13 protein-coding genes are annotated in these 16,072 nt (G+C 53.6%); 6 read left to right on the top strand and 7 right to left on the bottom strand.

What is annotated here, in order from left to right; genetic code table 11:
• Positions 1 to 75: 75 nt before the first annotated feature.
• The 6 genes from F1728_RS09675 to F1728_RS09650 all read right to left on the bottom strand — a co-directional run bounded on the left by F1728_RS09675 (position 76) and on the right by F1728_RS09650 (position 9,739).
• The gene (locus tag F1728_RS09675; protein ID WP_155363922.1) at positions 76 to 885 is read right to left on the bottom strand and encodes a hypothetical protein; all 810 of its coding nucleotides are present in this window, start codon (positions 883 to 885) and stop codon (positions 76 to 78) included.
• Positions 882 to 2,525 (bottom strand): pre-peptidase C-terminal domain-containing protein, encoded by a 1,644-nt coding sequence (locus F1728_RS09670; RefSeq protein WP_155363921.1) that lies wholly within the window; start codon positions 2,523 to 2,525, stop codon positions 882 to 884. The genes F1728_RS09675 and F1728_RS09670 overlap by 4 nt, the downstream gene beginning before the upstream one ends.
• A gap of 123 nt (positions 2,526 to 2,648) precedes the next feature.
• Entirely contained in the window at positions 2,649 to 3,947 is a 1,299-nt protein-coding gene (locus F1728_RS09665) for a DUF1501 domain-containing protein (RefSeq protein WP_155363920.1), read from the bottom strand.
• Between the two features lie 425 nt (positions 3,948 to 4,372).
• A complete protein-coding gene (locus F1728_RS09660) occupies positions 4,373 to 6,292 on the bottom strand; it encodes a CRTAC1 family protein (RefSeq protein WP_155363919.1) in 1,920 nt (639 codons plus the stop codon).
• Positions 6,293 to 6,330: 38 nt separating this feature from the next.
• Positions 6,331 to 9,171, bottom strand: coding sequence for a tetratricopeptide repeat protein (locus F1728_RS09655; protein WP_155363918.1), 2,841 nt, complete (start codon positions 9,169 to 9,171; stop codon positions 6,331 to 6,333).
• A 157-nt stretch (positions 9,172 to 9,328) separates the two neighbouring features.
• Complete coding sequence (locus F1728_RS09650) at positions 9,329 to 9,739, bottom strand: hypothetical protein (protein ID WP_155363917.1); 411 nt, start codon at positions 9,737 to 9,739, stop codon at positions 9,329 to 9,331.
• A 286-nt stretch (positions 9,740 to 10,025) separates the two neighbouring features.
• Here F1728_RS09650 and F1728_RS09645 point away from each other — a divergent pair, with 286 nt between their 5' ends.
• The 6 genes from F1728_RS09645 to F1728_RS09620 all read left to right on the top strand — a co-directional run bounded on the left by F1728_RS09645 (position 10,026) and on the right by F1728_RS09620 (position 14,627).
• Positions 10,026 to 11,006: a lysophospholipid acyltransferase family protein gene (locus F1728_RS09645; RefSeq protein ID WP_155363916.1), complete on the top strand. Its 981-nt coding sequence runs from the start codon at positions 10,026 to 10,028 to the stop codon at positions 11,004 to 11,006.
• Positions 11,007 to 11,098: 92 nt separating this feature from the next.
• Positions 11,099 to 11,419, top strand: a complete 321-nt coding sequence (locus F1728_RS09640; RefSeq protein WP_145037096.1) for a Rieske (2Fe-2S) protein — start codon at positions 11,099 to 11,101, stop codon at positions 11,417 to 11,419.
• Between the two features lie 27 nt (positions 11,420 to 11,446).
• Positions 11,447 to 12,106, top strand: coding sequence for an HAD family hydrolase (locus F1728_RS09635; RefSeq protein ID WP_145037099.1), 660 nt, complete (start codon positions 11,447 to 11,449; stop codon positions 12,104 to 12,106).
• Positions 12,107 to 12,448: 342 nt separating this feature from the next.
• Positions 12,449 to 12,667 carry a hypothetical protein gene (locus tag F1728_RS09630; RefSeq protein WP_145037101.1) on the top strand — a complete coding sequence of 73 codons (219 nt, stop codon included), beginning with the start codon at positions 12,449 to 12,451 and terminating at the stop codon, positions 12,665 to 12,667.
• A complete protein-coding gene (locus tag F1728_RS09625) occupies positions 12,667 to 13,224 on the top strand; it encodes a DUF4878 domain-containing protein (RefSeq protein WP_155363915.1) in 558 nt (185 codons plus the stop codon). Before F1728_RS09630 ends, F1728_RS09625 begins: the two co-directional genes overlap by 1 nt.
• A 44-nt stretch (positions 13,225 to 13,268) precedes the next feature.
• On the top strand, positions 13,269 to 14,627 hold the full coding sequence (locus tag F1728_RS09620) for a glycerate kinase type-2 family protein (protein WP_228030598.1): 1,359 nt from the start codon (positions 13,269 to 13,271) through the stop codon (positions 14,625 to 14,627).
• A gap of 5 nt (positions 14,628 to 14,632) precedes the next feature.
• Here the strand turns inward: F1728_RS09620 and F1728_RS09615 are convergent, their stop codons facing one another.
• Positions 14,633 to 16,015, bottom strand: coding sequence for an HD-GYP domain-containing protein (locus F1728_RS09615; protein ID WP_155363914.1), 1,383 nt, complete (start codon positions 16,013 to 16,015; stop codon positions 14,633 to 14,635).
• Positions 16,016 to 16,072 lie beyond the last annotated feature (57 nt).

Here is a 16,072-nt window from a genome sequence, read left to right as displayed (position 1 = left end):
GGACTTAGTTGATCAAGGTGATATAAACATAATTCTCTGAATCTGATTCAGAGTTTGAGTGATTGAAGTTGAAGACTACTTGGTACCTTCTTCCAGTCGTTTTTTAGCCTCGAGACGGAGCTGCTCCAGTCGAGTCAAACGCTTGGGTTCTTCCTTTTTGGGTTCTTCCTTTTTCGCTACAGCCTGGGGCTTGGCCGGTTCGTCTTTTTTAGGTGGAAGCGGCTTGTCAATCCGCAACTCGGTGCGGCCGGCGGTATGTACGACGGTTTCGCCGTTCACAGGAACTTCGACCTGACAGAACAGGCTCTTATGTCGTCCCTGAGGAGAAGCTGGATCCGTTTTCACTTTGAAGATCAGTTCCTTGCTCTCTTTGTTGAAAGTGATGTCTTCGGTGGTCACTTTCGGGGGCAGACCGACCAGTTTGACTTTGGCATCTCCATCGAAGGGAGTCTTGAGGTCAACCTTGCAGATGATCTCAGTCTCTTTTCCCTGTTCGACGGCCGTACGAGCGAGATCCAGATCAACGTAGGAATCTGCAACTTCCAGATTTGCCAGCTGTGAGGAAACCCAGGCATTACCACCCAGATTGGCAGAGCCAATGACGAAGACCTTCCATTTTTTAATCTCGGCCTTGCTGTTGGCATTGATCGGGTAGAAGGCTTCATTTTTACCTTTAGGGATCGTAACCCGGCTGGAAGCACCCACTCCCGGCGGACGGAAGGGGAACTGGAGGGTGATCGCTTCGTCGAAACCTTCTTTTCGAGTAGCGACAACTTTAAGTTGCAACGAGCCGTTGCGTGCCAGCGGGGCTTTGGGTTCAACGATATCGAGTTTGAAAGGCACTTCCTCGACAACCGCGACTGGAATCTGTGCAACGTCTTTCATCCACAACAGCTGGTTGTTCCGCACGCGAACCAGGTCGGCCCGGTTGGTGAAGACCCCGAGATATTCTGCTTAGGATCAACATGATGTCCCTTGAGTTCGATGAGTTCTCCTTCAACAGGAGCATCTGCGGCTGCCTCGAATACCACGGGCATTGTTGTCAGATTTGCTGCCATTGGTTCGGCGACAACTTTAACTCCCTTAGGGAAGTTCGAAGAATCGAGAGCGATTTCGCCACCAAAGTTAGAACGGCTGGCACTGATGACTGCTGCAAAACGGTTGCCCCGAGGGACTACAATCTGCTGTCGCTCCTGGGAGTAACGGGCATTGCGGGGAATGCCCAGTTCGAGGCTGGGTGAGACCGGCAGCATTTCAATGCGGTAGACAAAATCAGCTCCACCACGCGAAAGATGGTCCGTAATGGAGATGTAGTAATCTCCATCAGCGGGGAACTTGTAACGGAAGTAACTGTCGGGACCACGTGAGTCGTCGTTGCCGGCAACGCGACCGAATTTGGCGTTATAAAGGTTCACAACCGCATCCAGTGGAGAACGGATGCGACGGGCGTAGCATTCGATTTCCAGGGTCTGGTCTTTCTTGCCCTGAAATTTGAAGTAATCAATATCGCCGTCGGTTTCGATGATCCCGTTAAATGCATTGGGCAGTGCTGCTGCAGATGCCGTTTTGAAGTCATTGTTGGGCTCCTGTTCCATGGAGTTACCATGAGGGAACAGGCGGAATACGTTTCCGGAAGGAGCGGTTCCCCCGGCATCGGTGGCGAACAGTTCGAACTCAGCATCGGGCTTATCAGGGAGCTGGAATTCCTGAACCAGGTTATCGACGGTATTACCTTTGAAGGTGACTTTCTGTTTGGTTCCCAGTTGTCCGCCAGCGGGATAAACGGCTGTCGGACGAGGATAAGTACCGACGTGCAGACGGTAGAATGCAGCACCGTTTCCGCCGTATGAACTGTCACGAACCAGGATCGTGTATTTGCCATCAGCGGGGGCAATTACCGAGACCGCAGCATCATTTCTCAGCAGGGGGAGATCGTCTTCGGCTTTGAGTTCAAAACGTTTTTCGTCCAGGATGGCGATGTAAGGGTCGAAAAGTGTGGTCGCCAGACGAATGCCCTCGATTTCTGCAGAGATACGATCGCCTTTTTTGGCTGTGACGACATAGTGATCAACGTCTTCATTTTGAACGACACCACTCACGGTGTGATTCATTTCAATGGGCTGAGGCGTTTCGAATTCGCTGTTAGGTTCTTTTTCGGCGATTTCGGGGAACGGTCCGACCCAGAATGTTTTGTATTCGGAGACACCCGTTTTCGTGCGAACCTGAAAGGTATGCTCACCCAAGGCACAGTCAGGGGCGATTTTGACGATCGCGGTACAGACATTCGCGTTTTTGGGATTCGCTTTGATGTCTTTGAATTCGAATCCTTTTTTATAGGACAGAATTTCGACCGCATCAGAGAGACGGGCACCAATGAAGGTGAGTTCCAACTCGGTACCCCGTTGTCCTCCTCGGGGACGGACATAGTTCAGACTGGGATCTGTGGCCCAGGCGGAGTCTACGAGTAGTACGCTGAGTGCGAGTGTCAAAATGCCGGTGCAGACAGACTTGAAATTCTGCAGCATCACGGTTCCCCCCTTGGAATGTGAATGTTCGAGAATCAGTTTTTATTTCCGCTGGAACGAGAATGTTAGCACGGGTCAGACCCGTGCTAACAGACTGTTCTTTTAATTCCGGTTAGATTGCTCTCAGACGAGCAGCTCTTTAACGACTTTGCCGCCATCAACGATTTCGATGGGACGATCGCCGGGAGCCATCAGTTCTTTGTCTGAGACAATCCCCATGCAGTGGTAAATGGTGGAAGCCCAGTCCATAACGGACAGTGGTTTGTCTTCCGGTTCACTGGCGATGGCATCAGACGAACCATATACCTGACCGCCTTTGATACCGCCACCAGCCATGACCAGACTGAATACTTTCGGCCAGTGGTCGCGGCCGGCAGTACCATTGATTTTCGGAGTACGACCAAATTCACTGCAGACGCAGACCAGAGTGCTGTCCAGCAGTCCGCGGTCGTAAAGGTCTGTAATCAGTGTGGAGAATGCCTGGTCGAAGGAAGGCAGGTTCCGTTCGATTCCGGTCTGGATCCGGTCATGCATGTCCCAGCCACCATAAGTCATGGTGACAAAACGGGCACCTGCCTCAACCAGACGACGGGACAGCAGCATGCGGGCACCAGCCTGGTTGCGGCCGTAGGCGTCACGAACTTTGGCATCTTCTTTGTCGAGGTCGAAGGCTTCCTGTGAAGCTTTCGATGAGACCATGTCGTAGGCCTGCTTGTAGAAGGTATCGACGGCATCCAGAGAGTCTGCTTTTTCTTTGCTAACAAAGTGATCGTTGACAGCGTCCAGCAGAGAGCGACGGCGGGTGAACCGCTTGTCGTCGACACCACCGGGCAGGTTCAGGTCACGAACTTTGAAACCATTGGAGGCAGGGTCAGCTCCGACGCTGAAAGGAGCGAAGGAAGAGCTGAGGTATCCGGTTCCGGCGAATTCGTTCGGCTGATTCGGGATACAGACATACTGAGGCATGCTGTTCCGGGGACCGAACTCGTGGGTGACGACACTTCCCATGCTGGGGAACTGCAGAGCCGGGCTGGGACGATAGCCGGTGAACATATTATGCGTTCCGCGCTCGTGAGCCGCTTCGCCGTGTGACATGGAACGGCAGACGGTCAGCTTATCCATGATTTTGGCGGTCTTGGCCAGTTTCTCATTGAAACGAACGCCTGCGACGTTGGTTTCGATGGAACCCATCGGTCCACGGTATTCGACGGGAGCGTAAGGTTTGGGATCCCAGGTTTCCTGGTGTGCTGCACCACCTGGTAGATAAATGAAGATCACAGATTTGGCTGTGCCTTCCTTGGTCTCATAATACTTTTGTTCTGCCTGAGCGCTTTTAATACGCAGAAATTCAGGTAGAGTCAGCCCGATTCCACCCGCAAAACCAACGTGTAAAAAGTCACGACGTGATCGTTTGAAGCTCATTGGGTCATCTCCATTTCCGATGGGGGGATAATTTGTGTCCGGTTATTGGCTCACGGGGCCAGAGGCTAAACGCTTGCAACAGGGTATGAGCACTTAATTCTTATCAGGTTGGAATATAGCCAGTTTAACCTGGCGGATGGCTCTGATCGTCACGGAACGAAACAGAGTTTAATAACAGGCGATTCCGACAAAGCATGCTTCTTGTCATGCATCCGCCAGTGGGGGAAGGAAACTTTTTAATCACCCGAACGCGTATTATGCCAAATTCGGTCTCAGTAATTCAAGGACAATTTCAAATTCACACCTGCTTGTGCACACCTTGATACCCTATATATCAAACAAAGTTGATGCGAAGATGTCAAGGATTTCCATTTGAAATCCGCTAAGTCCAGAAAAATAGGAGAACGGATCAGAGACCTTTGTTGCTATTTGTCAACAAGACCATCCTGTTCAGAAATCTGGTATAATTTGTCCGCTTTGAGATTTTCCAGAGTCGTCACTTTTCCAGACGGCCATTGGATGTTCACGGACTGAATTTCTGTTTCCGTGCCGAGCCCAAACGTAACGGGCAGCTCCGTTTGTGAGATATAACTCCGGGTGGGCATCAGCAGGCGGCTCTGAGTACCTGTCTTCGTTTTAATCCTGACTTCGGCTCCCAGAGCATCATGATTGGAGGCACGCTGGTTCGGTTTCTGGTCTCCAGCGGGCGTACTGGACAGCCGGAAGCGAACCCAGTGATTGCCCGTTGCCTGCTCATTACGGAGCAGGCGTGGCTTATTTCCAGTAGTCATAATGAGCAGATCCAGGTCGCCGTCTGCATCGATGTCGGCAAAGGTCGCACCGCGACCGACCAGCGGTTTTACAAAATCGGAACCGACGAGCGCTTCTCCCAGCGGCAGGAATTCCGTGGCGTGTTGTGCTCCGCAGTTCCAGAACAGCTGTGGTGACTGTTCATAATGCTGGCGTTCCTGGACGATGTTGATGTCTTCCTCCAGGTGACCGTTGGCCGAGAACAGATCGAGCCTGCCATCCAGATCGGCATCGAAGAAGAAGACGCCAAAGGTAAGTGCCATGCGGGTTTGTGGTCCCAGACCGTTCGAGACCGCTTCGTCAATGAACTGCATCTCTTTTCCGGGTGAAGTGTAGAGGGCCGTCATCTCGTTGGCGAAGTTCCCGATGGCGATGCCCAGGGTTTCATCATTGCGGAAGGCTGCGATATCGACGCCCATGGCACCACGGGCATTGCCGTCCATATCAAAGGCGACACCCGAGAGTGCGGCGACTTCTTTAAAGGTGCCATCCTGTTGATTGTGAAACAGCAGGTTCTGGACGGTGTCGTTCGTGATGAATACATCCAGGTAACCGTCCTGATCAAAATCATAGAAATGCAGTCCCAGCGATTTGGCCAGTGGGACTCCGGTGCCGGGAGAAATGATTTTCAACCCCGCCTGTTCGCTTCGCTCCTGAAAGGTGCCGTTCCCCAGGTTTTCGTAGAGCAGGGGGTTTACGCCGTTAAAGTTCTGGGGACGACCATAGGCGCGGATTCCCCCTTTCAGGGTAAAGTTCTGTGCGCGGTCGTAGGCGGGGGTCCAGTCAACGTAGTTGCAGACCAGCAGGTCGAGGTCGCCATCCCGGTCATAGTCAAACCAGCCACAACTGGTGCTCCACAGTTTATCGGGACCGCCGACACCTGCCTGACTCGTCACATCGACAAATCGGTTGCCTTCATTTTTAAACAGATAGTTGGATTCCAGGCAGGAAACGAACAGATCCACCAGGCCATCGTTGTTATAGTCTCCGCAGGCGACGCCCATGCCATACATCGAAACATCCAGACCCATGTCTTCTGTGACATCTTTGAATTTACCTGTGCCATCATTCTGGTACAGTGCCAGCGATGACGCATCTGGTTTTACTTTCCTCGAAGAGTCGGTCCAAGGCCAGTCGGTAGAACCAACGAGCAGTAAATCCTGATCGCCGTCGCTGTCATAGTCGAAGAAGGCCGCACCGCCCCCCATGGTTTCCGGCAGCAGTTTTTCGCCGGCAGCACCATTGTTGTGGACAAAAGCGATGCCTGCTTCCTCGGTAATGTCTTTAAACGGAATCTTGGGAAGGATAATTTCTTCCACTTCCCGTTTTTCAGGCAGAGACAGTGGCGTCTCCTTGACCACGGTTTCCGGTTCGTTGAGCTGGTTCACCAGAAAGACGGTACCGCCGATGACCGCCAGGACCAGCATCACGGAGAGTGAATACCAGAAGGCGCGGCCGATCGACTCGTCGTTCTGTTCGGTCTCTTCTTCGAGATTCGGATCAAGTTCCAGATCGGTGTTGTTCTGATCTGTCATGGGAAAATCCTTGGGTTGTTTATCAGTCACCGCAGGCGTCAGTCCTTGAGGGCGGTCGCATTCGGTTTGGTTTCAGTCTTACGATGTAACGAGTAAATCACAGGTTGTTCTGCAGCATGGTTGGCTGCAGGGTATTTCTCACGGGCCTTGCGTTCGGCAAAACCGCGTGCGGTATCGTCCACTTTATACTTCAGGTGCAGCTTACGATGCTCCTCGGACAGTTCCTGTTTTCCCAACTGATCGTAAATCAGCGACAGGTTGTAGTGCGCTGTCACGTTTTCCGGATCCAGTACCAGCGTCTTCTGGAACTGTTCCACCGCCTGATTGAGTAACTGGTCCCGTTGATCCCGATTGGCTTCGGTACGGAACCGTTTGGCCTGATCGAACAGGTTTTGTCCCAGGTCGTTGATCACCACGTAATCTTTGCTGAAATCAAAGCCACGACTGGTGCGTTCTTCGGTCTGGTCTTCCAGGACACTGCGGTAGTTCTTCTCGGCTTCTTCCAGGTGTCCCTGTTGCTGGTTCACCTTGCCGCTCAACCAGGCGAGCGTCCACGGCGGGGCGGGGGGATCGGTGAAGGTCGAGGATTTTTGCAGGGCCTCGACGGCGTCCTGCAGACGTCCTTCGCGGAAGTAGACCCGCGCCAGGTTCAGAGTACCATCATAGCGGCCCAGTTGATCAACCTGGCTGAACGCCTCGGCGGCCTGACGCAGTTCGGCTTTTCCTTTGAGGAACAGCCCGATGCCATAATCGTTCCAGCGCTGCCATTCCGGGATCTCCACTTTTTTGTTCTCAATTTTCGCCTCCACGCCCTCCACGGGGAAGGTAATCGTGTCGGAAGCGATCGTAGTGATGGGCAGCGTATTCACATAAGGTACTCCCGGTTCCTTCCAGGAGAGCTTCTGTCCTTTCTCCTCCAGGGAAGAGGCGACGTACTGCATGTAATGCGTATCGAATTTGCGATACTGCAGTTTCGCTTCGACGGTTACCGGTTCGTTCAGGTCGTCGGGCAGATTGAGTTCGTAATGCACGGTCTGACCGGCACCGGGGGGCATCTGGTTGTTATACAGGGCTACAAAGATGTCCTGGGCATTACGGCGGTCGATGCGATTGCCTTCACGGTCAATCACAAACGCATTCACGAAATGCGACCAGGGATCCACGGTGCCATCCGCTTCCCGGGAACCGCTGCGGCCGATAATCCGGTCGCCACTTTTGACGGTGACATCCAGCCAGATTTCGTTGGAATCGGCTGTTCCCTGAGTGAAGTGGTGGCCCACTTTTAACGTGCGGAGTACCGTTTCCAGGAGATACTTGTGCCCCGGTTTCAATGTGGGTACTTCCGGTCGCAGTGGAGCGGTCAGCTTGCCTTCGATACTGCCGTCCTCGCGGATTCCGAAGAAGTCGACGCGGAGGTTGTCTTTCAGGAATTCCTGATGGACGGCCACTGTTTCCTGATCACCCCGCAGGGCGGCGATACCAGTGTTCGCGGCGGGGAACAGGTGGTTGTGCACGCTGAGTTCCTTCGCGCCGTAGAAGTGACGGGCACCGAAGTCGTTCGATTCTTTCGCGGGCATGTGGCACTTATTGCAGTTTTCCTGTGCTTTGGGGGGATAATAGAAACTCCGCGCTCCATGGCCGGAGACTCCACTCAGCAGGAAGGAGTCATAATGATTCTGTCCGCGCAGGAATTTGTACTGATTGAGTTCCTCGGGCAGATGCACCTTGTGACAGGTACCACAGAATTCGGTCGATTTATGGAAGTCTTTCAGGAAGGTCTTCTTATGGAACTCAGGCTTTGCTTTGACCAGCTGATTGTTGACCCATTGCAGGAAGGGATTGTCGCTATAGGCGAAGGGGTAGTGAATCGGTTCTTCGATCGTGTAGTCACTGTTGCCGCGGACACTGTTAACGTGCGTAATCGCATGACAGGTGGTGCAGGTGATGCCCGCCTGGGCGGTGATGTGGTTGATGTCGTCAAAGTTTGGATCATCAAAGGCGCCACTGAAGAACGGAACCGGATCGTGGCAGCCCGCACAGAAGCGGGAGGCCTGCAGGTTGCCGTCACGTTCGAAAGAGACTTTCCGCGTTTCGCGTACCGAGGCCAGATAGGTCGGGTTATTAAATGAACTGAAACGGTGGACGCTCTTGGACCAGTCTTTGTGAGTATCGGGATGACACTTCTTACAGTAGTCATCCATCATCAGTGCTTTGGAGGGGATGAAGTCACCCGTCGAGGTGCGAGCCAGGGAGGGGAAGAAGTATTTCTCTCCCGATTCCGGCCCGACGACATTCCACTTACGGGGGTCGGAGGAATGGAACATCAGCATGCCGATCACCATGGCCGTAATCACTCCCATATAAGACAATCCGGCTTTCCAACGAATCTTGGGACCTACCAGCCGGTGTAACCAGTAGAGCCAGAGCGCAAATATGGGAGCGATCACGTGGCACCAATACGTGATGGATCGGGCAGTGGGATTCTTTAAATCAAAGGAACCGATACGTAGCAGCAGCAGTCCGGAAATCAGTACCAGGCAGGAGATAATAAACAGGCCGTACCCCACGCGAACTGCGCGGCGGTTGAGCCGATTTTTTGTGTTATAAATGTGAACAATGCCGAACAGAATGAATGGCGCCAGGAGCAGCAGTCCCAGAATCAGGTGCGCCAGAAACATGTACTGATAGAACCAGTTTTCCAGAGTCTCGCCACTCAGCCAGTCATAGGTAGTGATACTGACCAGGTAGATCGAGTTCGCCCCTAACAGGGCAACCAGGAAAAATAACAGATATAAAACTTTGCGCAACTTTGGTCCGACGGCACGACGGACGATGCGACGGGGCCGTGATTCATTCACGGACGTATCAGTGGTAGCCATGATTAAAAGAAATCCTGCACAAACTGTCTGTGAGGGGAATCGGCTGAGATTAGAATTCCAGCAACGCGCAGTCGCGGGTCTGTTGTATCAGACGCGGAACAGCGCAGGCAGATTCCCTGAAACACAAGAGAGACATTGTCCCTGTGACGATCGCGTTTCAGACAGCAGAAGTGCGGGGAGGACGATCAACGCGCGTGCGGCAGGCATTCGTGTAGTGCCGATTCTGTCCCAAGATGGCAGCTGTCAGCGGCGAACCTGATTTAAGCTCAACCCGGGCGAAGGCACAGGCGGGCTTTGAGACTGTCAACACGATGACAGGTGATTCAGGAGCAGGGTCGGGCAGATGGTTCTGGCACTTGGGACCAGAGCAGGGCTGCTGGGCCGGCACAGGCAGGGCATGCGTCAGCTGATCGGTATCTGCTTTCGCAGGTTCCGGGGAGCCTGCATGATGCAGATAATCGCCGCAGGTCGCGTGGGCAGACGAGAGCGATGTCAGCGTCAATACGTAGACCGCCCCTGCTGTCAGCAGGTAACGCAAAACGGATTGCCAGTGAAATCGATCAGACATGTCACACACGAAATGTACGGTGAAGCGATACTTACAAGTAGAACCTGAGCCCCAATACAGAGCTTACTCCTTACATATTACTGCAGCATTCACTTAAATCCGAGTAAAAATCGGAGAAGTTATGGGAATCGAGCCGGTTTTTTGCTGCTCCCGTATGTCTGTTCAGGCCCTGGGCCCTCAATTGGGGGTTGACGAATTTTTGTATTCCGAAGACACTTTCCCCGCTTTGTGCCCGAGTGGGGGCTCAGTCTGGCCAAAGAAGCAGGAAGCGAAAAGGGATACGGACATGATTAATTGGCGCATGATGCGATACCGACTGGAATATCTGGTATTTCAGACCCTGGTCTGTGTGGTTCGATCATTACCGCTCAGGGAGTCGGTGAAACTGGCTAAAGGCCTGGCGTTTGTCATCCACCGCTGTCTGCCGCGTAAGATGACCCGGTATCATGTCGCTGCTGAAAACCTGCGGACTGCCTTTGGTGAAGAACTTTCAGATAGAGAAATCGACGAGACGATCTACCAGATGTGGACGCATCTGTTTCGCATGATCGTCGAGATTATTCAACTACCTCGCAAACTGCACCGGGGTAATATCTTTGATGTACTCGACTTCGATTATCCCCCCGAACTGATTACCGCCCTCTGTTCCGGACGGCCGGTGATTCTGCTCAGCGGTCATTATGGTAACTGGGAGATTGCGGTCTCGGTATTCGGTCTGTTTGGCTTTCCCATGGGTGTTGTGGCGCGGGAACTGGATAATCCTTACCTGAATAAATGGTTCGCGCAGTTCCGTCAGCACACCGGCCACCGGGCGATGGCGAAAAGCGGCGGTTATGATGACATGGTCGCCACCATTGAACGCCGGGGCCATTTGGCGCTGCTGGGCGATCAGGATGCCGGCAAGCGGGGACTGTTTGTGAACTTCTTTGGCAAACCGGCTTCGACATTCAAATCGATTGCCCTGCTGGCACTCGAGTACCGGGCCTATATCTGTGTGGGTTATGCCCGCCGTCTCCCCGATGACTTCGAACAGAACCAGTGGATCAAATTCGAGATGGGTTGTGAAGAGTTGATCGACGCTACCAAATGTGTCTCCAAAGACCCGGTTGGCGAACTTACTCAACAGTTTACCTCGTCGCTGGAAAAGGCAATCCGCAAATCACCCGAACAGTATTTCTGGGTCCATCGCCGCTGGAAGAGTCAGCCACGTGTGCGTGAGAAAAAGAAACGCCAGGCAGAGCCGATTGCGGAAAAAAGAGCCGCCTGAATTGATTCCCGCCCGCGTCTCCACTACAACCTGATTGAGGAAGAGCCGGCGTCAGTGAACCCGGAAATGCGAATATCAGTCTGGAGTGATGAATGGGAAACAAAGTGCGGATCGCCGATGTAGATCAGGTTCCGGAAGGGACCGCTGCCGAGTTTGTGGCGGAAGATCGCATTATCGCCCTGTTCCACGTTGATGATCAATATTATGCAATGGACGGTGTCTGTCCCCACGCAGGGGGACCACTGGGGGAGGGCGCTTTGACGGGAACGGTGGTGACCTGTCCCTGGCATGGCTGGCAATTCGATGTGACTACCGGCCAGCATTGCCTGAATGAACGGCTCTGCCATCCGACTTATCCCGTGACTGTCGAAGCAGACGGAATTTACGTCGAGCTGCCAGACGCAAATCCCTGATTATTTATTGAGTCTCGAAACAGCGATATGAAGTATCAAGCGGTTATATTTGATTGCGACGGCGTGCTGGTCGACAGCGAAACCCTGGGAAACCGTGTCCTGGCGGAGATGATTACCGACATCGGTTTTCCGCTCTCTCCCGAAGATGCGGTTCAGCAATTCAAGGGGGGCAAGCTCGCGGATTGCCTGGCGGTGGTCGAAGCACAAATGGGACAGAAGCTACCGGCAGATTTTGCCACTCAGGTACGGGCACAAATGGCGGTGGTGTTTCAGTCTGAACTCCAGCCGATCCTGGGAGTCCGTGAAGCGTTGGAAGCGATTCCCGTACAGAAGTGCGTCGCTTCGAACGGTCCTGAAGAAAAAATGGCACTGACGCTCAAAATCACCGACCTGGCCCGCTTCTTTGAAGGCCGGATCTATTCGGCTTATACGGTGGGAGTCTGGAAGCCCGAACCGGACCTTTACCTGTATGCAGCTTCCCAGATGGGCGTCCGTCCGGAAGACTGCGTGGTCATTGAAGACAGTCACCTGGGAGTCCAGGCAGCAGTCGCGGCGGGCATCCCGGTACTGGGTTATGCCGACCATAGTTCACCTGCCGAACTCGAAGCATTGGGAGCGCAAACCTTCCGATCCATGCAGGAACTGCCGGAGTTGCTTGGGTTTTCTGCCCCACTTTCCGGCAACTGAACGCCGGGCATAGATTTTCGCTCGGCAATCTTTGCTGTTTCAATTTTCTCTGAGCGTTCTCAATGCGCGAAAATCGCCGATTGTCTGGTAATTCTTACATTGCCGATTTGAGATTAGAGAAACTGGAGAGATCTTACAGCCGCTATTTTCAGAAAAAACTGAACTTTTTCTTTCAAGAAGCCAAATTGCTGAAGCCGATAAATACTATGAGGTCGGGTCAAACCCGGTCTCTTGTTTGTTCAGCTCAATGGTTTTGATGATTGTCTGCGGGGTGTTTCCCCTGCCCGAGAGCGGAGTCTGTCGGTCAATTCATCAGCGAGTTCGAAATAGGAAGGATCCGCCATGCAACATCGGCTTCGTATATTCACAGGTGAAGAAGATACTCTCGATCAGGCAGAAAGCCTGGTGAATGTTCGCTTTGGTGAAATTGCTGACGCTCTGGCTGAGGCAGTGTATTACCGCCGCACCTGGGTCTCTGATTTCTCAGAAGACGAAGTGAAAATTCCCGCAGATCTCTATGCAATTCTGACTGCATACAGTCATCTCCGTCCGGGCGCCTGATGGTCTCCCGACCTCTTTCCCAAAAGTTTCTGATCAGTGCGCTGGTGGTCTCAGGACTCTATCTGATCATTCTGGGAGCCCAGCGTTTTTATGAGCATTATCAGGTAAGGCAGATTGCGCTTGAGTTTGTGTCCGCCCTGGAGACAGGCAACCAGGCACGAATTCGCGCTCTGCTGACCCCTGAGAAAGCCGATCTGGCCGCCCAGCTCAAACAGGAATCTCAGGACAGCACGGCCCCGCTGGATTGTCGGGTACTGGATGTGAAAATTGAGGGTGGTGCAGCCCAGGTTCGCATTCAGATTCAAAAAGAGGGCTATGCCATCAAACCCGACATTCATCTTTTAAAAAGTCAGACCGGAGTCTGGAAAGTCGCCTCCATCTCGCAGGCAAAAGTGGACCCGCTCTGGTATGATCAGGAAGACCGGAAGTACCGGGAGGAACTGATCAAAGAGGGGCTTCCGCCTCAGGAAGTTCAAGGACGCGTGCTGGCAAAGGAACTGGCTCGTTCCCTGGATACGAGTGTGGAAGACCCTGCTCAAGACGCGGTCACTCCCTGAAAATACAATAAGCTTGCCCGCCTGTTTACCCTGATGAGGTAGCCATGTCTGAGATGACCTCTCTCGCCAAACGTGCTCTGCAGATCTGGAAGAGCGGTGTCCGGGCCGTTGATTCCCAGTCCCTGGTCCGCCAGGCGATCCAGGTTTCGGGTCAGGAACTCTCGATCTGTGGTCATAGCTTTCCACTCGCAGGACACGAAAATCTGGTTGTCGTGGGAGCCGGTAAAGCGGGGTCCGGGATGGCGGCCGGAGTCGAAGCAGCTCTGGCCGGTTCTCCTCTGCTGGAACGTTGTCGCGGGTGGGTGAATGTTCCCGCTGACTGTGTCAGAACGCTCGGCAAAATCAATCTCTATCCCGCACGCCCTGCCAGTCTGAATGAGCCTACGCCGGAAGGCGTCTATGGATCGCGGCAGATTCTGAAAATGATCTCTCAGCTTCAACCGGATGATCTCTGCCTGGTATTAATCTCGGGGGGCGGCAGTGCATTGTTGCCCGCTCCACTTCCGCCGGTGACGCTGGAAGACAAGCAGGCCGTCACGCGGCTGCTGATGTCGTCTGGAGCCACGATCCAGGAACTCAACTGTGTTCGCAAACAGATCTCACAGGTGAAGGGGGGCCGTCTGGCGCAGGCCGCCACCTCCGGGACGGTGATCGCACTGATTATCTCTGATGTCGTGGGAGATCCGCTGGATATCATTGCCTCAGGACCGACGGTTCAGGATCAGTCGACCCCCGCGGATGCGGTCGCGGTGCTACAGCGACTGATACCCGATCGAGACCGAATTCCTGAGTCCGTCTGGACGATCCTCGATGGGAAGCAGACAGGGCAGGGCAGCGTCACGATGGAACCACAGAAGACCGTAATCAACGAAATCATCGGCAGTAATGCGACTGCCCTGTCGGCTGCTGAGAACGCGGCCCGCAGTCTGGGTTATGAAGTCTACTCACTCGGTTCGACGAATGAAGGGGTTGCATCAGAAGTGGGTGTCGATCTGGCCGAACTCTGTCTGAAGATCCACAGTGGTCAGGGACCGGTCTCGCGGCCTGCCTGTATTTTGAGTGGCGGTGAGCCGGTGGTCGATCTTTCCTCCACTCCGCGTCCCGGTAAAGGGGGCCGTAATCAGGAAGTCGTTCTGGCTGCACTTCAAAGGCTCTGGGAAGAAGATCTGACAGACGTCTGTCTGCTTTCAGGGGGCACCGATGGTGAAGATGGTCCTACCGATGCGGCCGGTGGAATCATTGATGCCCAGATCCAAAAGAAGGCGCACGAGCTAGGGATTAATGTCGGCGACTATCTGCAGACGCACAATGCCTATCCCTGCCTGTCGCAAATCGAGGGCCTGATCAAGACCGGAGCGACACAGACCAACGTCATGGATTTACGGGTCGCACTCATCGATTGAGGATGTTACACCGGCTGGCAAATGATACCTGCCTCAGAAGTTTCTGCAGCAGGCTGCAGATCATTCCGGGAGAGGGCACGCACGACGGTGAGATCATCGTGTGCCAGCAGGTTGAGGATCGTCTCGTGGTCGCTACCATCCAGCAGCTTGACGATCGGCGTTCCGTAGTGCAATCGATTGGTACGTATCACCTGGGCCCGTTGACCGTTATTCAATTCGACCAGTGATCCGACCGGATAGAGTGAAATGGACTGCAGTAAAGCGCGAACCGTCTGTACGTCAAGTTTGCCGTGGGCGGCGTCGAAAATCAGCTTTTCCGCGGCCTGGTAGGGCAGTAACCCTGGAGACAGTGCATGGTCCGAAACGAGGTTGATGTATTCATCGGCAACGGCGGCGATTTTTGACAGAGGATGAATCTGATTCCCCTGCTGCCCCCGCGGGTAACCCGAGCCATCGCAGCGTTCATGAATCTGGTAGGCCACCATCCGGGAGACCATCGGAATTTCATGCAGCTGATTGAGCAGGTCATAGGTAAGAATCGGATGTTTTTTCACTTCCAGTCGTTCGAGCTGACTGGCAGGCTCGTGGCTCTTTGAAGTACAGGCTGTGATTTTCTGCATCCCCACGTCATGTAACAGGCAGCCGATAGAGAGCTGCGATAATGTATCGCGGTCCAGTCCCAGTTGCGTGCCCATCGCCAGGGCCAGACTCGACATCTGCAAGCCGTGTCTGCAGAGATTTCCATCCTCCACAGGAGCCGTCCCTTCCAGTACAAACAGGTCCAGATCATCAGACAGTTGTGCGAGAGAAACATCAGTCATGTTATTGAGCTGTGACATGCTGACACTGGTTGTGATCAGCAGCTGTTTGTAGATCTCCCCGGTCGCTTTGGTCAGAACTCGGAACTGTTCGTGGTATTTCGATTGCAGCGCAGGGACGTAGTCCGTGGTTTGAACTGGACTGACCTGGTGCAGGAAGGAACTGGTCTGAATCTGCCAGGGTGATCCCGCCTGTCTGGTTTCCGGTACCTGCCGTTTTCTGCTGGAAGCACTGGTGCGCAGTTGGGTCCGTCTGCGCTTGAGTCTCCTTGCTGACCCCGGTTCTGACTGCTGACTTTCCCCATCGGGAAGCATCAGGTTGAACAGGTCCCGCTCGTGGACACGCACGCTGCGGATGCCACGCTTTTTCAGGCTTTCAATATAAGCCTGAGTGATTTTCTTGCCGCGGGCCAGCAGCAGTATGTTTTTTTCGGCTTCCGCCTCAAAAATGGGAGCCTGCAGGGTAACCCCGATACGCAGGCGGTCGATATCCAGCGCGGTGTAAGGACTGTTTTTCTTGTCAGCAGCTTTTGAAACCATAGGATTGAGACGCTGTTCTGATGCATTCATATCTGGGGCGCCACGATCACAGTCGTGGCATGCGGAATGGCTGTCTGCGCATTCCTC

This window comes from Gimesia benthica, assembly GCF_009720525.1.
GTDB lineage: Bacteria > Planctomycetota > Planctomycetia > Planctomycetales > Planctomycetaceae > Gimesia > Gimesia benthica.
The sequence above is the reverse complement of the archived record's forward strand: the minus strand, read 5'-3'. Positions and strand labels throughout refer to the sequence as shown.